Origin of the sequence: Sinorhizobium meliloti, assembly GCF_017876815.1 — a bacterium.
GTDB lineage: Bacteria > Pseudomonadota > Alphaproteobacteria > Rhizobiales > Rhizobiaceae > Sinorhizobium > Sinorhizobium meliloti.
The window spans coordinates 1,394,038-1,412,864 of sequence record NZ_JAGIOS010000002.1; the positions used below are offsets into that span (position 1 = coordinate 1,394,038).

14 protein-coding genes are annotated in these 18,827 nt (G+C 59.5%); 5 read left to right on the forward strand and 9 right to left on the reverse strand.

The window, feature by feature from the left end:
* Positions 1-9: 9 nt before the first annotated feature.
* A complete protein-coding gene (locus tag JOH52_RS25430) occupies positions 10-984 on the forward strand; it encodes an NAD-dependent epimerase/dehydratase family protein (protein WP_107592570.1) in 975 nt (324 codons plus the stop codon).
* Complete coding sequence (locus JOH52_RS25435; RefSeq protein WP_013850906.1) at positions 981-2,174, forward strand: DegT/DnrJ/EryC1/StrS family aminotransferase; 1,194 nt, start codon at positions 981-983, stop codon at positions 2,172-2,174. Before JOH52_RS25430 ends, JOH52_RS25435 begins: the two co-directional genes overlap by 4 nt.
* Before the next feature lie 26 nt (positions 2,175-2,200).
* On the opposite strand, the gene JOH52_RS25440 is transcribed toward JOH52_RS25435, so the two are convergent.
* From JOH52_RS25440 to JOH52_RS25465, 6 genes are all read right to left on the reverse strand, one after another.
* The gene (locus JOH52_RS25440; protein ID WP_015008452.1) at positions 2,201-3,709 is read right to left on the reverse strand and encodes an O-antigen translocase; all 1,509 of its coding nucleotides are present in this window, start codon (positions 3,707-3,709) and stop codon (positions 2,201-2,203) included.
* Positions 3,681-4,610, reverse strand: a complete 930-nt coding sequence (gene rfbD, locus JOH52_RS25445; RefSeq protein ID WP_017271973.1) for a dTDP-4-dehydrorhamnose reductase — start codon at positions 4,608-4,610, stop codon at positions 3,681-3,683. The genes JOH52_RS25440 and rfbD overlap by 29 nt, the downstream gene beginning before the upstream one ends.
* On the reverse strand, positions 4,607-5,674 hold the full coding sequence (gene rfbB, locus JOH52_RS25450) for a dTDP-glucose 4,6-dehydratase (RefSeq protein ID WP_015008450.1): 1,068 nt from the start codon (positions 5,672-5,674) through the stop codon (positions 4,607-4,609). Before rfbB ends, rfbD begins: the two co-directional genes overlap by 4 nt.
* Positions 5,671-6,255: a dTDP-4-dehydrorhamnose 3,5-epimerase gene (rfbC, locus tag JOH52_RS25455; RefSeq protein WP_013850902.1), complete on the reverse strand. Its 585-nt coding sequence runs from the start codon at positions 6,253-6,255 to the stop codon at positions 5,671-5,673. Before rfbC ends, rfbB begins: the two co-directional genes overlap by 4 nt.
* Positions 6,252-7,130, reverse strand: coding sequence for a glucose-1-phosphate thymidylyltransferase RfbA (gene rfbA / locus JOH52_RS25460; protein WP_013850901.1), 879 nt, complete (start codon positions 7,128-7,130; stop codon positions 6,252-6,254). The genes rfbC and rfbA overlap by 4 nt, the downstream gene beginning before the upstream one ends.
* An 87-nt stretch (positions 7,131-7,217) precedes the next feature.
* Complete coding sequence (locus JOH52_RS25465) at positions 7,218-8,531, reverse strand: polysaccharide biosynthesis/export family protein (protein ID WP_127657779.1); 1,314 nt, start codon at positions 8,529-8,531, stop codon at positions 7,218-7,220.
* Positions 8,532-9,020: 489 nt separating this feature from the next.
* On the opposite strand from JOH52_RS25465, the gene JOH52_RS25470 reads away from it, so the two are divergent.
* The 3 genes from JOH52_RS25470 to JOH52_RS25480 all read left to right on the forward strand — a co-directional run bounded on the left by JOH52_RS25470 (position 9,021) and on the right by JOH52_RS25480 (position 12,549).
* The gene (locus tag JOH52_RS25470) at positions 9,021-9,764 is read left to right on the forward strand and encodes a helix-turn-helix transcriptional regulator (protein WP_017265479.1); all 744 of its coding nucleotides are present in this window, start codon (positions 9,021-9,023) and stop codon (positions 9,762-9,764) included.
* A gap of 793 nt (positions 9,765-10,557) precedes the next feature.
* The gene (locus JOH52_RS25475) at positions 10,558-11,334 is read left to right on the forward strand and encodes a response regulator transcription factor (RefSeq protein ID WP_164777888.1); all 777 of its coding nucleotides are present in this window, start codon (positions 10,558-10,560) and stop codon (positions 11,332-11,334) included.
* 426 nt (positions 11,335-11,760) lie between these two features.
* Complete coding sequence (locus JOH52_RS25480) at positions 11,761-12,549, forward strand: response regulator transcription factor (protein WP_107592573.1); 789 nt, start codon at positions 11,761-11,763, stop codon at positions 12,547-12,549.
* A gap of 348 nt (positions 12,550-12,897) precedes the next feature.
* On the opposite strand, the gene JOH52_RS25485 is transcribed toward JOH52_RS25480, so the two are convergent.
* The 3 genes from JOH52_RS25485 to JOH52_RS25495 all read right to left on the reverse strand — a co-directional run bounded on the left by JOH52_RS25485 (position 12,898) and on the right by JOH52_RS25495 (position 18,773).
* Entirely contained in the window at positions 12,898-13,740 is an 843-nt protein-coding gene (locus JOH52_RS25485) for a Hint domain-containing protein (protein ID WP_164851812.1), read from the reverse strand.
* Positions 13,741-14,750: 1,010 nt separating this feature from the next.
* Positions 14,751-14,942, reverse strand: coding sequence for a hypothetical protein (locus JOH52_RS35270; protein WP_127638932.1), 192 nt, complete (start codon positions 14,940-14,942; stop codon positions 14,751-14,753).
* 816 nt (positions 14,943-15,758) lie between these two features.
* Complete coding sequence (locus tag JOH52_RS25495) at positions 15,759-18,773, reverse strand: AsmA family protein (RefSeq protein ID WP_127657777.1); 3,015 nt, start codon at positions 18,771-18,773, stop codon at positions 15,759-15,761.
* Positions 18,774-18,827: the final 54 nt, after the last annotated feature.

Genomic DNA, 18,827 nt, shown 5'->3' on the forward strand with positions numbered 1-18,827 from the left:
GGGGCCTTGATGAGAAACAAACGAGTACTGATCACGGGCGGGGCCGGCCTCATAGGTTCGCACATTGCCGATGTCGTCGCTCGCGAAGAGCCTCAGGAGATCCTGATCCTCGACAATTTTGTTCGCGGCAGGCGGGAAAACCTCCATCAGGCAGCGAGCACAGGGCGGGTGAGGATCATTGAAGGCGACATCCGGGATCGGGCTCTTCTGGCGAGAGTGATGGACGGCGTCGACGTCGTGTTCCACCAGGCGGCCATTCGCATCACCCAATGCGCCGAGGAGCCAAGGCTTGCCTTCGACGTGCTGGCCGGGGGCACCTTCGATGTTCTCGAAGCGGCGATCAAGGCAAGCGTGTCGAAGGTGGTGGCCGCTTCCTCGGCCTCCGTGTTGGGCTTGGCCGAGAGCTTCCCGACGACCGAGGATCATCACCCCTACAATAACAGGACCATTTACGGCGCCGCCAAGGTTTTCAACGAGGGGCTGCTCCGCAGCTTCACTGAGATGTACGGCCTCAACTATGTCGCGCTCCGCTACTTCAACGTCTATGGGCCGCGCATGGATGTCCACGGCGTCTATACGGAGGTGCTGATCCGCTGGATGGAGCGCATTGCGGCCGGACGCCCGCCGATTATCCTGGGCGACGGCACTCAGACCCTGGACTTCGTGCATGTCCGCGATATTGCACGAGCCAATCTTCTGGCGGCGAAATCCGGTGTCACGGACGAGGTGTTCAACGTCGCTAGCGGTACGGAGACAAGCCTCAAGGATCTTGCTCAACTGCTCGCCCGCATTATGGGCTCATCGATCGAGCCTCAGTATGAGCCGGCGCGGAAGGTGAACGCGGTCACGCGCCGGCTGGCCGACATGCGCAAAGCGGAACGGCTTCTGGGCTTCAAGACCGAGATTTCGCTCGAGGAGGGCCTGCGCGAGCTCATCGGGTGGTGGCGGCGCGAGCGCGCCTCGGCAGGGGGAGAGGCGGCATGAGGCATGCATCGCACCAGCTTCCGGTCGCCAAGCCCGTGCTCGATGAGCGGGAGGTGGAGGCCGTCCGACGCGTTGTCCTTTCGGGTTGGGTCACTCAGGGCCCCGAAGTAGCGGCGTTCGAAAGCGAATTCGCCGACTTCGTCGGCGCGCCGCACGCCTGCGCCGTTTCGAACTGCACAAACGCGCTTCACCTCGCCTTGAAGTGCGTGGGTGTCGGCGCCGGAGACGAAGTCATCACGGTCAGTCACTCCTTCATCGCGACGGCGAATGCCATCCGTTACTGCGACGCGCTACCGGTTTTCGTCGACATAGAAACGAGCGGCTACAATATGGATCCCGATCTGGTCGAGGCAGCAATCACGCCCCGCACAAAGGCAATCCTGTGCGTGCACCAGCTCGGCATGCCTTGCGACCTTCGCCGCGTTGTCGAGATCGCTAAACGGCATGCCATTCCGGTGATAGAGGATGCCGCCTGCGCCGCCGGAAGCGAGATCCTATGGCAAGGCCAATGGGAAAGAATAGGCAAGCCGCACGGCGACATCGCATGTTTCTCGTTCCACCCTCGCAAGGTCGTAACCACCGGCGACGGCGGCATGCTGACGACTGCGAACGTCGAGCACGATCGAAAGTTCAGGCTTTGGCGCCAGCATAGCATGAGCGTTCCGGACACCGTCCGACATGGCGCGAGACAGGTGATCTACGAGGGCTATGCGGAGCTCGGCTACAATTACCGCATGACAGACTTACAGGCGGCGATTGGACGTGAGCAGTTGAAGAGACTTGGTGCGCTTGTTTCGCGGCGAAGGGAACTGGCGGAACAATATACGGAGCGCCTTTCCCCGGTTGCGGGGCTGCAGACGCCGGGCGAGCCCGCCTGGGCCAGGAGCAACTGGCAGAGTTATTGCGTGGGACTGTCCGAGTGGATTGACCAGCGCGAGACCATGCAGGCGCTGCTGGATTGCGGCATTTCGTCCCGCCGCGGCGTCATGAACATCCATCTGGAGAAGGCCTATGTTGGAAGCGAAACGCATAGAGCTGCCACGAGCCTCACACGAAGCGTCGTTGCGCAACAGACATCGGTGATCCTGCCCCTCTTTGCGCAGATGTCAAACGCCGATGTGGCGCTAGCAGTCGACACTCTTTTATCCATCATCGCTGTCGCCTCGCCAACAGCCTTGCAGGCGCTCTGACGATATTGCCCATTTGCGGGCGCGGCTCATGCCGAGCGTGAAAACCAGCCCTTTAGTGCCGCGGGCAGTGACGCGATAGGCACGAGTTCGGTGAGCACCCGAAGAGAGTAGACCCCGCTCAACGCGGTCATGAGGAGGCCGAATACAGTTGCCGGCCAGAGCGGCAAAAGGGCGAGGGCGCCAAAGACGAGCGCGGATGCGGGGAAAAAGATCAGTCCGAGCCTGCGATTTTGATCCGACCAGCGAAAGCCCGAGAGCCGCCGTACGATGATGTAGATCAGCAGGCTATGCCAGATATAGAGCCCGAAGAAGGCAGCGCCGGCACCCACCGTCCCAAAGGCTTCGACCAGGAGCCAGGCGAGCCCGATATGTGCCGTGGTCGCCGCAACCTCTGCCCAGAAGAAGGCGGCCTTTGCGCCCTTGGCGAGCACGATGAAGCCCATCGGCCATGAGATGATCCGTAGCATCATTCCGAGGCAGATCCAGCGGACGAGGTCCACCGCGTCATAGAACTCGGGCGAATAGAGGACCCTTACGACCAAGGGAGCGGCGGTCAGCGTCGCGATCAAGCCCGGACCAGCAAGGAGGATACTGATTTCCGCCTGTTCGTTGACAAGCCGATTGCACTCGGCGTTATTCTTGGCGATCGCCGTCAAGCGTGGGTAGAAATCGGTTCCCATTGCCTGCAGGATGAAACCGGCATAGAGGCCGCCAAGCGTCCACGCGGCCTGGTAGAGACCCGCAGCGGCAATACCTTCTGCTTTGAGGACGATGATGCGGACCGCATACGCCGCGCCGAGCGTCAGGAACCCGCTGATCATGAAGATGGCGCCCAGCTTTAGGAGAGCAGAGACTTCCCGCCGAACGTTTAGCGTTGATATTGCGCTGACGCTTATGCGTATCTTCCTGCCGTACCACCAACTGGTCGCGAGTGCTGCCGCGGCGACGGCGACAAGAGAAACGACGATCCCGGACGTGCCAAGGACGTATATCAGCGGAATGCTGATCACCGTGCTGAAGAAGGCGCCAAAAACATTGATGCGGGCGAGGCTCACGATGTCTCGCATGCCCTGAATCAATGCGATTTGGCCGTCAGCCAGCAGCCGAAAGAGGATGGACGCCGAGAGCAGGACGATGCCGGCGGCGTAGCTGTGGTCGCCGAAGGTGAAGTTCGCAACCGGAAGGGCGAGCGCTGCGAGAAGCAGCGCACCCAGCAAACCCAACACGACTGACGTCCGTCGAAGAACGGTCGCCGTGCGGGCAACTCTCTCGGCGTCACCGCTGCCGACTGCTTCAGCGATCTGGCGCACGCCACTCGCCTGTATCCCAAGGCCGGCGATCGCATAGGCGATATCGGCGATCGAGCTGTAAAGGCCCATTAGCCCGACACCCGCCGGGCCGAGGAGTATCGCTATCGCCTTGTTGCGAATGATGGCAAACAGCACCGTTATCACAGACGAGCCGCCGATCAGCGCCGTGGCCTTGAGGATCTGGGTGTAACTTCGTTCACCCTCGGAGTTTGCGCGCGGTTTCATAGACCTCACTCGCGTCCACTGCTGCGCGGCCGGGCGCGAGGATGCGCGCGACGACCGTTTCGGTGCTTGTTTGCCAGTCAGGCAGACGCCAGCCGAATGTGCCGGCGAACTTGTTGGTGCAAAGGCGCGAGTCCCGGGGGCGCCGGGCTTTCGTTGGGTAATCGGCGGTGGCGATATCGTCCACAATAGCGGAAGGTCCGCCATGGTGCCGGCTTACGGCCAGGACGTGGCGTGCGAAGCCGGACCAGTTACTCTCGCCCGTTCCCGTGAGATGGTAGGTGCCGAAGCGATCCTGCCTCGGCTGCGTCGCGATCAGGAGGATCGCAGCTGCAACATCCAGCGCCGACGTCGGGTTACCGTACTGGTCCGAAACGACCGACAGCCGTTCCTGCGCTGAGGCGAGCCTCAGCATCGTCTTCACGAAGTTGGTGCCAAAGGGGCTGTAGACCCAGCTTGTCCGCAAGATGATGTGACGCGCTGTAATGCTTGCAACCGCTTCTTCCCCTGCGAGCTTGGTGGCGCCGTAGACGGTGCGCGGCCCCGTTTCGTCGTCTTCCCGGCGTGGTGTGCGGTCGTCACCGGAAAAGACGTAGTCGCTCGACAGATGGATGACCGGTATATCGAGCGATGCCGCGGCTTCCGCGACACAGGCGGCCCCCGTGACATTGACGGCACGCGCCAATGCTGGCTCGTCTTCGGCGCGATCGACCGAGGTATAGGCGGCCGCAGAGATGACGATGTCGGGTCTTGCTGCAATGATGGCTTCCCGCATTGGTATCGGTCTCGTGAGATCGAATTCGGGGCGGCCGATGGCAAACAACTCAACGTCGCGTGATCCCGCCGCGACCTCCCTCAGGCTGGTGACGAGTTGGCCGGTCGTGCCCGTGGCGAGCACTCTCATCGCCCGGCCACCGCTCTGCCGAGCCGCTCGCCGCGATAGTTCCGTTCGCGGATCGGCCGCCACCACCAGCTATTGGCCAGATACCAGTCGATCGTTCGCGACAATCCCGTCTCGAAGCTTTCCAACGGTTTCCAGCCAAGTTCGCGTTCGATCTTGGAGGTATCCATGGCATAGCGTTGGTCGTGGCCCGGTCGATCGTCGACAAACGCGACAAGGTCGCGATAGCTTCGGCAGCTTCGCTGCGGCTGCTTTTGATCGAGAATATCGCAGATCGTCTGGACGACCGCGAGGTTGGAGCGCTCGGAGCCTCCACCGATATTGTAGCTCTCGCCGGTTACGCCGTTCGTCGCGACCAGATCCAGAGCGCGTGCGTGGTCGTCAACATAAAGCCAGTCGCGAATATTGGTGCCGTTGCCGTAGACCGGCAGCGGCCTTTCCTCCAGGGCATTCAGAATGATCAAAGGCACCAGCTTTTCCGGAAAGTGAAACGGGCCATAGTTATTGGAACAATTGGTAATGACGACGGGCAGGCCAAAGGTGTGATGCCAGGCGCGAACAAGGTGATCAGATGCAGCCTTTGAGGCGGAATAGGGCGAGGATGGAGCATAGGGCGTCTCCTCGCGGAAACTGTTGTCATCAAGGGAAAGATCGCCGAACACTTCGTCAGTTGAAACATGGTGGAAGCGGAACCGTTCGGCTGCCGTTGCCGGTAGGCTGCGCCAATATTTCGTTGCCGCCTGGAGCAGCCTGAACGTGCCAACGATGTTTGTCTCGATGAACGTGCCAGGTCCGTCAATCGACCGGTCCACATGTGTTTCCGCGGCAAGATGCATAATGCGGTCGATACGCTCCGCAGCAAGGACATCGGCCGCAGCTGCCTCGTCGCAAATGTCGCCCCGGACGAACCGGTAGTTCGGCAAGGCCTCGATTTGCCTGAGCGATGCCGGATTGCCGGCATAGGTGAGCTTGTCGAGGTTGATGACACGATTGCCTGGATCGGCCACAAGGTATCGGCAGAGCGCGGAGCCAATGAAACCGGCGCCGCCGGTGACGAGGATGTTCATAGCCGGGCCCCCTCCACCGGGAAGTTGAACAGTTCGGCTTGCCCCAGCGGCGGAGCCGCCGCGTCCTTGCCAGACAGCTGGAATTCGGCAACTGGCAGTGGCCAGGCGATTGCGATCTCGGGATCGTCAAAACGGATCGATCTATCGTAAGCTGGTGAATATGGGTTGGTGACCTTGTAGATCACCTCCGTGTTCGGTTCGAGCGTCAGGAAGCCGTGCGAAAAACCCTTTGGGATCAGGATTTGGTTCCACTTGCGAGCGGAAACCTCGGCCGCGACCCATTGCGCGAAGGTTGGCGAGCCACGGCGTATGTCCACTGCGACGTCGAAGATGGCGCCTCTTATCACCCTGACCAGCTTGTCCTGCGCGTAGGGTGAGAGTTGGTGGTGAAGTCCGCGCAGGACGCCTTTCGCGGCCGAGAAGGAATGATTGTCCTGAACGAAGTGCAACGCGATCCCGGCTTCGGCTAATTTGCGCTCGTTCCAAGTTTCAGAGAAGAAGCCACGTTCGTCCTCGATCCTGCCCGGCAGGATCTCCAGGACCCCGTCGAGGCCAAGCGATCTGATGACGACGAGGCTCATCCGGCATGTTCCTCTACCAGCCGGCGGAGGTAGGAGGCGTAGGCCGTCCTGCCGAGCACGCCGGCCCGTCGCAACACGTCTTCGGGGCCAAGCCAGCCCATATCGAGCGCGATTTCTTCTGGGCAGGCTATCTGGACACCCTGACGGCGTTCGACGGTTCGCACGAAAGAGGAGGCGTCATGCAGACTGTCATAGGTGCCTGTATCGAGCCACGCATAGCCTCGTCCGAGCTGGCAGACATGCAGCCGATCCTGCTCCAGATAGAAGTTGTTGACCGTGGTGATCTCGAGTTCACCTCGCGCGGAAGGTCCGACCGACGCAGCGATGTCGACCACATCCTTGTCGTAAAAATAGAGGCCCGTGACCGCCCAGTTGGATTTTGGCCGCGCCGGCTTTTCCTCGATGGTCACTGCCTTGCCCGTCCGCTGGTCGAAGGTGACGACGCCGTAGCGCTCCGGATCGTCGACGCGATAGGCAAAAACGGAGGCGCCAGTCTCTCGGGAAGCCGCCTGCCTGCAGACGTTCGGCAGACCGTTGCCGAAAAAGATGTTGTCGCCGAGTATCATTGCGACATTGCCGCTACCGATGAAATCGCGGCCAATGATGAAAGCCTCGGCAAGCCCATTGGGGTGCGGCTGTGCGGCATAGGAAAGGCTAAGCCCGAAGACGGAGCCGTCGCCAAGAAGGGCCTCGAAGCAAGGCAGGTCCCGCGGGGTGGATATAATGAGAATGTCCCGGATACCCGTCAGCATCAACACGCTCAATGGATAATAGACCATCGGCTTGTCATAGATCGGCAGAATCTGCTTCGAGACCGCGATTGTTAGCGGGTAAAGCCGCGTGCCACTTCCGCCCGCCAATATTATGCCCTTCATCCACGCCTCCCCCTGTCGCTGTCCTATCGCCGGCCTGTCGTGGGCGTTGTATGGCGCGCGAAATCACGTATGCGCTGGCGAGGTTATTCATTGACTGGCCCGCTCTAGCTCTGGCACGGTCGGACCTACACTTTCCAGATGCGCCGACGGTTCGACGGCGCGCTGCTGAACCTGCCGCACGACACTGACAACGTCGCCGGGCATCAAGTCCGTTGCTTCGGACGCTGGAAATTCGGTGGCCTTGCCGTTCACCCGTCTCGTGATGGAATAGGTGGGGGAGGGGCCTTCGGCTGTAGGACCTCCGATGGTTCTAGTCTCGAGAGCCTCGAGCAGCAGCCTTTCCGTGGTTTCTCGCTTTAGCTTCAACTGGTCCACCTTTTCCTGCTCTGATTGAAGCGCGGCTGCTACTTCCGACTTATGCCTATCATTGAGACCCTCGAGATTGCGCGTGGCCTCACTGATATTCTGGCGCGCTCTCATAATGGCGGTGACCAGATCGAGGCGATCGGCGCGGTAGCCTGCAAGTGCCCGCTCCAGCTCCGATTGACGCGACGCCACGGCCACGCCCTTTTCGACCAGGCTTTTGACGCCTCCCAGTTCCTTTTCGGCTGCTTTGATGCTTGCTTCGGCGCCTTTCATCTTTACGCCGAGCACGTCGATTTCTTGGTTGTAGAGATCGCGCAGTTCAGAGAGGGACTTCGACTGCCGCTCCAGCGCCTTCAGTCGCGCCGCAAAGATGACAGTCTCTTGCTCGCGTGCCACGGCGCCAAGTGCTCCATCAATGGCCAAAGAGTCAGAGAAGCTGATCTCTGTGGCACCCGACAGCTCGGCCTTGAGGCGCGATATCCGGGCATTGCTCCGCAAAAGGGAGTCGCGGATGGTTCGTAGTCCACCCGTCAGAGTTATTTCGGCTTCCGATGATTGTTTGTCGGCGTCGCGGAAATAGCCGCCGCTCTTCGCCAGTGACTGCAGAACCGTAAGCCCAGGGCGAAACTTGTACTCTCCCGGCGCCGCAACGTCTCCTACGACATATACCGGTGGGTATTCGAGGACCTCGACAACTGCTTCCGGCGCTTCAACGAGCCCGATCTTGGCCTGTAGGCGTCGTGAGATTTCGACAGCAAGTTGTCCTCTGTCGAGATTGTGCACAGCAAAGGTACCAATGACGGGCAGCGAAATATCACCGGCCTCAGACACGACGTACTCGCCGCCGAGGGCCCATTGCGAATATTCGCCTCTCGTGGGCATCCACTGTACAATCTTCAGGCGAATTTTGGTTTGAGGAGCAATCTCTGGGGCGCCGGCCACCGCCGGCGTCAACGCGCCGCTGACAAGGGCGAGTGCAGCCGCAAGGAAAACACTTCGAAGGGAGCTACGGTTAGCACGGTGGGATACGTTCATTATTTCTCCAACCAGCATAGTCATTCGCCGCACACCCGAAGGGAGAGGGGCGCGTCTCGATCGACAAGATCGTCCGCAATCGCAATATGCGTAGGTCCGCGATAGGTTTATGGCTACTTCAAGTGTGAAGGTTTTGAATAAATTGGAAAGTGGATCGAAGACGGTATCGCTTCATCAATATTGATGAAGCAAGGGGACGGCAGGTCCATTCGAAATCAAGCGGTATATCGATCGCTCGACTTGACCAACATAAGAACGAGCCCGGCGTCGCAAAGCCGAGCGAGTGTTCGGCCAGTCTCATTCGATCGAGGATGATAGCCGTGTTTATCTAGTTCGATCGGATGAGGTGGGGCGAACATACTCCGTCGATGCCTGCCCTTCTATGTATACCTCAATCCTTTTGCGCCGTCGTCATCACGCATGGCGAAGGCTAGAGTCGTCAGCTGTGATCCATAAAGCCGGTCCGTTGTTTGGAGCTCCGGGGAAGGGATGTGCTTGATGAGCAGGCGTGACTATGACAATGCGACGGTCGGGAGAGTCGCAGCCGCAAAAAATGAGCGGAGGCCCCGACGCGTCATTCTCATCATAAGCAAAACCGGCATAATTTCAGAGAGATTGATCAGTGCTCTCGAGCGGGAATTCTCTTGGGTGCTTGTCGAAGAGGTTGAGCAGGTTGCCGCGGCGTGCAATGTCTTTGCCCATCCTGTATCGCTCATCCTTGTCGACCCTGGGATGATCGACGAAGCCGATGAAAGATACATCGAACTGCTGCGTTTGCACCCAGACGCGCTTGCGGCGGCGATCGAGCCTAATGACGAGAACCTAACTGCATCGTTCCTCAAGCTCACCCGTTCGCCGTTGGTACACAGTGTCCTCCCGATGAATCTAAGGCTCGATACATGGTTGTCCGTCATCGGGTTGATGCTTTGCGGCGGCGACTATCTTCCGCCTGCGCTAATTCTTGACGCAAGAAGGAACGGTCATGCTCCCGGCGGCGGCGCCAAACTGCCTGGCGCACCGATCAACGGGACGGGTGTCTCGGAGCTGACGGCTCGGGAGCTGCAGATTCTCGAGATGGTTTCCCGCGGTCTGCAAAACAAGCTGATTGCCGCCGAATTCCGTTTATCCGAGCACACAGTAAAGATTCATCTGCACAACATTATAACGAAGCTCGGCGCCCACAACAGAACGGAGGCAGTCGCAAGATTTCGCAGCTTGCAAGAACGCCTTTGATCACAGGCGGTCTACGTCACGCCGGCAGGCCCTGGTGATTTACACCACCAAATGGCGCGCGTTTACATGGAGCCTTACGACACGACGCGCTCATTCGTCGTTGCTAGGGGGAAAGCAGCCCTGCAGGCGACAGGGCTCGGCGCCGCTGTTGGTCATGTCCTTTGGCCGGTCGCGTCTCAGGCCTTCGCCGCGAGCTGACATCGATCGAGGGAGCGGCTCATGACGGGGGTTTCACCGCCCCCGCGTCGAGCGCCGACAGATCGACGGTAGGAGCACTCCTGGTGGCGGGAATAATGCTTAGAACGCTGACGGGGGCCGTCTCCAGTACCGTCCTGTGGGCGCGGCGACATCATCCGCCGACACCTATGCCACTCCCGATGAGTTCGCCCGGCTCGATATCGGCTAGACCGCTCTCAAGCTCATCTGCTTTCTGGCGCGAGCGAAACAGGTTTGAGGCACGTCCGACACCTTGGCGTTCGTTGCCGTCATCCTACATAAGGTGAATGGCCCGACAAATCGGCTACCTCAAAGGTAGTGGCACTCTCTCATTTCGCTAATTGCAAAGTGCTGGCGGTATCACGTAATCCGAAGGATGACATGAGCGAACGTCCGGTGCTTATCGGCCGGCCGCAGTCTAGAAACTATTGTATACTGCTTAATTTTAAGTCGTAAACTCACGGGAACTTTCTTTAAAGAAGAGTTTTTGTTTAATACAGCTTCGGCGGGATCGTTCCCATCCTCCCTCAACTCTTAAGGAGTTGTCTGAGTAGCCATGACGAAAGGGAGTTCGGCAATGGCTTCTTTTACACCGAAATTGGAGAACGAGCTGCCATTCGCGCAGGACCAGCACCGCGTAACCAACCCGTTACAGTCAGGCAAGGAAGCGGAACAGCAGCCACTTGCAAAGAAGGACAAACGGTGTCTGCTCATCTTTGATGACAGGGCGCTAGGCCGCGAATGTCTGGCGAGGACTCTGGTCGATCACGGCCTCAGGATGGAAGTCGCTGCTTTCGGCTCGTTCGACGAATGGCAGGAGACAAAGGGCAGCTATCCCGACGTCGGAGCCGTCCTCGTCAATATCGGCGCGCGCAAAGTAGGGGATGTGACGGCAGACATTTCCAAGCTCGCCTCTCAGTTTAACCCCGCCCCCGTTGTCGTCCTCTCGGACAGCGATGACATCGCCCAGATCCTGCAGGTCCTCGAAAGCGGGGCACAGGGATATATTCCCGCATCTGTCGGCGTGGATGTGTGCATCGAAGCGATCGCCTTGGCGATGGCAGGCGGCGTCTTTGTGCCGGGAAGCAGTCTTCTGGCGGCGCGCCACCTGATCGAGGCAGAGAAGCGGGAGACTTCGCCGCTGGCGGGAATGTTCACACTCCGTCAAGCGGAGGTGGTCGAGGCGTTACGAAGAGGCAAGGCAAACAAGATCATCGGCTATGAACTCAATCTCCGCGAGAGCACGGTCAAGGTTCATGTTCGCAACATCATGAAGAAAATGAAGGCCACGAACCGGACGGAGGTCGCTTGCAAACTCAATGAGCTGTTTTCAGGCGATGCACGTGGCTCCTGAGGCCGGACTGCCGTGGCTCCTGAGGCCGGACGGCTCCGCCACTTTTTCAGCCGAGTCGGAGCGGGAAATCAGCCGAATCCAGACATTAACGAAGATCAGCGCCCTTGTCTTGGAGGGAACGATGAGTATACCGAGTTAGCTCAAACGGCTTATATCGCCAAAAGTGTAATGTAATAATCGAGTTTAATCATAATGTTTAAATAGTTTCATCTAGATCGGTTCTATGATATCCTTCATTCTTAGAATCTCCTGACAGGGACATTAATTGGCGGCCGCTTAGCGCCCTCTTTATTTCTTCTAGTTGCAGGCGACCCGTTGCGGTCGCCTCAAAAATGCATTTGTGAAACGGTGAGGTGAACCTTCGTTCAGCCGCCCCTCTCGTTTTTATTTGCGCCCGAGTAGTGGCGTGGCGGGGAGATTTCAACCATGAATTCAGTGGCTCTTTCTTACAACAATACGGCGCTTCATGCTTTGGGCGCATCCTCTCCCGATGAGGCGACCAATGGAGCCCGTGACAACACGGTAGCCGGTTCGGCGCTGCTCCTGTTGGACAATCGGACGCTCGACAGAGAATGCCTGGCCGAATGCCTCGTTTTGCACGGCCTCGGCATCGAGGTCCTAGCCTTCGGATCGGTTGGCGAATGGCGGAAGAACAAGGATCTTCATCCGCCCGTCGCGGCAATCCTCTTGAACATCGGAGGCAGAAAAGTCACCGATCCCAGCAATGCCTCAGAAATAACCGATCTCGTGACGGAGTTTGGCCCCACGCCGGTCGTGGTCCTGTCTGATTTGGACGAACTGGCACAAATCCTAAAGGCATTGGAGTGCGGCGTCAGGGGCTATATTCCATCATCGATCGGCTTCGATATCTGCGTGCAAGCAGTCAACCTGGCGCGAGCCGGTGGGACATTCGTCCCTGCGAGCAGTATCCTCTCCACTCGACAGATCACGGTGGCTGCTGGGGAGGTGCCTCGGCCGCTAGGGGGGATGTTTACTCAGAGGCAGGAAGAAGTCATCCGGGCGCTAAGGCGCGGCAAGGCAAACAAGATCATTGCCTATGAGCTCAATCTGCGTGAGAGCACCGTAAAGGTCCATATCCGCAATATCATGCAAAAGCTGAAGGCGACGAACAGGACCGAGGTGGCTTACAAGCTTGGCGATATGTTCCCCGCCGAGATTGGAGAGTTGGAGAAACCAGGACTGCCTCAACCGTGAGCTTCTTGATCATTCCAGCAAATGACGGTGAGGGGGATTGTGCAGGTGAATTTCGCTCGTTTCGAGCCGGCGCAAGCACATGAGCCGGGCTCTCGATTCCGTAATCCTACAAGTTTTCCTATGAAGACGAGCGCGTTGATAGGCGCAACTGGTTCGGGAACATGATGCGCGTTGGTGGTTGGGGCTCCGCCGCGAAGGCGCCCCACGTTGACCCTGATGCCTGTGCTGCAGGCGCCCCGGCCAGGGACGTTCGATCTGGCCCCTGTCGCCCGTGGCTTAACTTCCCAGTCGCGCTTGACATAAGCTCAGCGACGATCGTTCAAGGCGCTTCCTTCCCGACTGAATACCTTAGCTCAAGAGATCGCCTGCGCGTGCCGCCACGCGCACATAGACGTCCTCCAGGGGTGAACGTGGCGCGACGAGTTGATGCGTTGCAAGTCGCAAAAGCGCGTTCAGATGCTCCCTGCCGCCATAGCCAACGGTTTTGGCGAAGGGCTTCATCGAAGTGTGCTCACCGACGGGGTAAAGCTGCGCGTACTCCGCGCCGTTCGTGAACTCCTCATAATTGGAGCCCTCGACACGGAAAGTCTCGACCGGGACACCCTCTGCTAAGACCGCTTCATGGGTCGCGAGCACGATCTGATAGTATTCGAGCACATCCGAGTCGCCGGGCAGCGCCGGGTCAATCGACGTTCCGTTAACGAGATCACTCGGCCTGATAAAAACGCCGTCGATGTACAGTGCGTGACCGGAGGAAAGATAGAGGTCTTTGCGGGGCGTTTGCTCGTCAAGGGCGAAACGGCGGATGCGGATTGGCACCACGCTCTCGCTCCACGTGGATGACGCACGCCGGTAGACGTGGCGACCTATCCATTTGACCGGCAGCAATTCGCCGCGGACCGTCTTGACGAGATCGCCTATTCGGAGGTCTTCGATCGCCGTCTCGCCCTTGGACGTGAGGATTGCCGTGCCGCGTAGCAGGCACAGTGGGCCGCCTTTGCCAATGCCGTCGCGACCACGGCCAAGGCCTAGATCAATACCCCGCTTTCCGGCCTCCTTGGCGGCCGCTGATGACGTCACGGTAGCGGAGAACGCGGCGAAGGCGGCTAGTCTGGCTCCCGCCGCGGCCGCCAAGCCGATGAAATGTCTTCGCGCCGTATTCGTGGGTGAGCTTCCTTGACCGTCGGGCATATCTCCATGCTCCTAATTCGAGGCGTCCCTTCCCTGATGCTATTCTATGCTCCCGGCGCTCTTGGCGAGAATACGCCAATTCGGCAACCGCAGAGCCAAAAAGGAGGATGGATGGTACTTTTGGAGGAGCCAAGGTTTACGGTCGCCGGTCACTGCAGTAAAAAGTCCTATCGCGGCCTTTTCTGCTGTCTCGAGGTTTCGTCCATGCGAGCCGAGTCCGTGTCAATGCAGAGATCCGGTACTTTTATCCACATGACAGCAATGTCCAGTGGTGACGTTTTTCCGACATCGGCCGTCAAGAGCGATGGCGTTTGAGCACGATGCGCGACCGCTGTGGCCGTTCATGGTGGCTCCACTCTGATGGCGAAATCAAAGTGCGTTAGAAGTGCCGTCCGAGCGAGCAATCCTCTCTTTGCACCAGTGCGGGCTTTTTGAGCGGGAGATGGTGCACCCGAACACATGCGGTTTTTCGAGCGCTATTTCATGGTGGTCGGTGCTACGGAGCGCAACTCACAATCAAGGGCAAGCGACGCCCTCGTACATCAATGCATCGCCTTCGGCATGTATCCGGTCTCTGTACGCGCAGGGTACGGCTCCTGTGGCTCTCGCTCGAGAGAAGGCGGAAGCGATTGGGCAGCTTGTTCGGGGCGAGGATCCGCGCGCCGGTCGCGTTTCAATCACGCCGAAGACGTTCAAGGATTGCATGGATGGTCTTCTGAACTGCCTGCTTCCGCACTGGCGGGAAAGGCCCAAGACAGCCGACAGGCTGCGCTCGCCCATACGGTCAGTGATCGACGACGCAATCGCTCACGAATGGGACACGGCTGGCAATCCGGCTTGCTGGAAGGGCCGCTTGGAGAAAGTGATCCTACGCCGTCAGAAACTTCAGCGCGGGCATCACGCTGCGCTCGCGTATCCGTATGAAAGATATAGAAGGCCGCTCGATGGCCGCCTTCTATTGGGAACCGCGGACGTTCCACCTCGCGATGATCGCCGGGACTGCTCCGACTTTAATACCGCCACCTCGGTTCGCGCTTGACGTTGTGAAGCAACTCGGAAGCCGTGGCGAAATCGCCGAAGAGGCTGGTCAAACGCTTCTCCTCCTCTTGGGGCAGGCGTTGTCGTCGGCAAAAAACGTGTATATTCCATACCTTAGAAGAAATTTTCTTGGAAAATTTGTCGGCTTCAACTCGTTCTACCATCTTGCTCCTCCCAAAGCGAAGGAGGGTAGACTATGATACTAAAGTCTAATTAAGCAAGAAATAAACTAAGTAATACTTATTGCCTGGCGCCCTCCTCCTCTCGCGACGGCGATCCTGCGGCCGGCACTTAGCAATGGTTGAGCTGGCCGCTTTTTTCCGATTCAACATGAGTGAGGGACCGCAAAAAAAAATGTGATGCCGCTCAGAGAGATACGCCGCCGGCTATCGAGGCTCGGGCCGCCGGAAGGTCGTTGTTTGCTTGCAGAGGGCACGTGTCGCGCGTCCACCCTTGAAGGTCGCGTCGCCATACCGCACGCTTTCGTCCACCGGGACTGATCCCGCGTCGACCGGAGCGGGCCCTCAGCGGCAACCTCGATGCTGCGCTCGGGGGCCACACCCGAAGCTTTTGGCACGGCGCTGCGTCACCGTTCGCTCGATATGCCACACAAGGACGCCAAGGTCGATGTAGCGATGCTTGCTGGACCAGATTGCTCAGCACAGGCCGGGAGAGCTGCCATGCGGCGCCAGCTCTTCGCCGATCATGCGGCGCGGCACCCTGGCGCCATGCCCGTCAGAACCTCTACCCGCCCGTAAGTTCACTCCTGGCTACGTCGCCAATTACGAAACTAGCGACGTAAATTCTCACCACGGGCAGGCTGCTTCACCGGAAGTTACCCTGGCCGGCATCGCCATCCGTGCCGTTGATGATCCTGCGTGCGCTTACATAGTTAGCCTTGTCGCCGTCGATGTAGTAGGCGATTTTCTTGCCGGTAAACCATCCCTTTGGCGGCCAAGACAATTGCAGGATAGGGTCGGCTAGCGCAGGAGCTTTTTGAACAGGCTCTCCATCGGACTGTCCACCTCTTCACCGGGCATCTCAGTTCCGGCTCCCGGTTGCTCGGCGGTTGCAGGCTCCTCGTTCGCCGGCATTTCCACAGCCGCCTTGTCGGGATTGGGCGCTGGATCTCCCCCAATTATCTCCTCGATCGAGAGTTGCTGTTCTCCTTGTTGGGACGCCTTGTCTTTTAGTGCCTTGTCCAAGGTGCCGCCGAGCAGATCCTTGACCGAGGCGCCCGCACCGCCTCCGTTAAGGAGGTCGCCGATCGGCAACTTGTCGATCGGCAGTCCGAAATCCTTGAGCTTTGCCAATGCGGCATCGGGGTTCTTCAGCAAGTCCGAAAGGTCCGGATAGATGCGGGGTGCGGCGAAGCTGCCTTCGACCACGACGGGGACGCCGATGCCATCGGTGGAGATCTCGGCGCCCTGGCCCTGGAGAGAAGCGACGAGCCGGGGCTCGAGCCGGAAGTTCAAAGTGCTCTGCGCGAGGTCTGCCGCGCCGTTCCCGATCATGCGGATCAGTGGACCGACAAGTTTAAGGTCTTCGGTGCGCGCGACGCCGCCCTCAATGGCAAAGGATGCCGCAAGCTCGGTGAATGTCGTCGCTTTGCTGCCGTCCTGCTTGAAGCCTGACGACATCAGGCTCACGAGATTATTGTAGACATCGGCGATGTCGATGCCGCGAATGGCACCATCGGAAAAGGCCACGTCCGCGGTGCCCTGCAGTGACTTCGCAAGCGTCCTGCTCGTGGCGCCCGCACCCGTTACGTCGAACCGGGCTTTCAATGCACCCTCGAGATATTTGAAGCCCGCCATGTCCGTCAAAAGCGGTGCGGCCGACGCTCCGGAGATGGAGGCCTGAAGGTCGATCGAGGGCTCGGCCTGGGAGCCGTCGGCCTTAAGGCTCGCGACGACATGGCCGCCATAGAAGGGGCTTTCGGGCAGCGTCAGGCTTGCGACGCCATCGGAGACGACGAGACTGGTGGCAACCGGTCCGGCAAAGACCTTGCCGTAGCCGAGTTTTTTGGCATTGAGCTGGACGGTTGCATCGATCGACCGAAGCGAAGAGAGATCCAGCGGAACGTCGGCGGGTTCCGCCCCCTTCGACGCCTTTGCCTGCGGAGCCGGGGATTGCGCCCCGGCAAGCCGCGCAAGGTCCAGTTCGTCGAAGTTCAGCGCGGTCTTGATCTTCAGCGGTGTCGTGAATTCGACGGAGCCGCTGCCCGCACCTTCGACGCCGTTGACGGATATGCTCGCCTTTTGAAAGGAAACACCCGTCGCGCCCGCATCGACATGCCCGTTGAACGCCAGCGGACCGATGCTCTCAGCACCGCTCTGCCCGAGGGCGGCAAGGAAAGCAGAAAGGTCGGCGGTGGAAAAACCGAGTTTTCCCGCATAGGTCCCCGACAGAGCAGCTTTGCCGTCGAGCGACAGGTTTGTGTCGGACATCTTCACCTGAAGCTTGAAGGGCATTCCCTCAGTGGAGAGATTGCCGGTGAGAATCGTATCGGCGGCGGGGATTTGCAGATCGACATCGACCGGTTTGTTGCGCCAGTCCAGGCGGCCGGCCACGCGCACCGGCTTCGCGAGGCTTTCAATCCGGGCCGTGATCTTCTTCGCCTTCACCTCGCGCATCGTCTCATCGGCAATGCCCGGCAGGGTATAGGCCGCATCGCGCAGGCCGATCGTTCCCGTGAGATCGGCCGTCTTTCTGACGGCTTCCGCATCTAGGCCGCGAAAGGCGAAGCCGGCGTCGATCGTCAATGCTCCCGAAAGCGGGACGGTTTGGCCGGCGAGGGCTGAGAGCTTCGCGATGTTGAGCCCGGTGCTTGCGAGGCGGCCCCGGAAGACCGGGTCTTCGGCCGTGACGTCGGTCGCGACGCTCGCGGCAACGCTGCCAGCGTCGATCCCCAGATGCCCGAGCTTAGCCGTCAGTTTTCCGTCCTTGAGTGCGGCCGAAAAGGAAACGTCCGACGCTGAAATTTCGCTAAGGGTCAAAGCGGCCGCGTTGATGCTCATATCGGCGTCGAAGCCGGCCAGAAACTGCAAATTCGCCGGCTTGGCCGTGTCCGCGGCCGGCGCTCCCGACTGCGACGTTTGCGGCGTGGCATCCATGAACGGCGTCAGGTCGAGCCGGTCGGCTTCGAGGTCTACAAGAAAGCGCGCGCGCTCCCCGGGGACGAAGAGCGCGTTCAGGCCGAAGACCTGTTCGCCGGCTTCCACTTCGCCGCCTCTTATCTGATAGCTGCCATTGGCGTTCAGGGTGAGCTGTCCGCTTGCCTCAAAGTTGGTCAGGCCCGGCGCGGGAGCCGGATCCGCTTCCGCGGTAACGGTGACATCGGCGGGCTGGCGCTCGAGCAGCGACCGCAGGGTTGAGATGGTAAAGCTCGTCTCGTAGTTCCGTTCGCCCATGCGGGCGGATGCAGAAAGCGAGAACTCGTCGTCGATGTCGGGTGCCGAAAGCGTAAGCGCTATATCGGACACGACCTCATCGCGGTTCGTCGCGCTTCGCAGGATAAAGGTGCCGGACGCGATCGAGACCGACTCGATTGCGCTTCGTTCAAGAAAGGCGACGAGTGCGGGAAGCGGATCGCCAGAACCGGTCTCATGCCCGCTGCCTGCAGTGGTTAGCGCCGCTTCGTCCGCCGCCTTTTCTTCGAGGACGATGACGGGACGGTCGAGCGCGATCTGCTTGATGTGCAGGCGGTCCGACCAGAGGGAGGAAAGCGCCACCGAACCGGAGACCTCCGCAAACTCGGCGGTTATCCCTTCCGCTTCGGCCGAGAGCGTCACGTCTTCCGCGACGACCGCAAGATAGGGAAATGCCGAAAGGTTCACAGGGCCGTTGAACGCGATCGAACTGCCGGTCGCAGCCGACAATTGCCGGCCCAGTTCGCTCCGCACCCAATCGCTGGAAATCAGGCTTGGCAGAATGGCAATTGCAGCGATGGCGAGCGCGGCAACGCCCAGAAGACTAAGAATGAAGCGCCGCATCGCTTTCTCCTGGTTGTAAAAGCTATTGATTCGCTATCGTTTTCCAGAAAACGC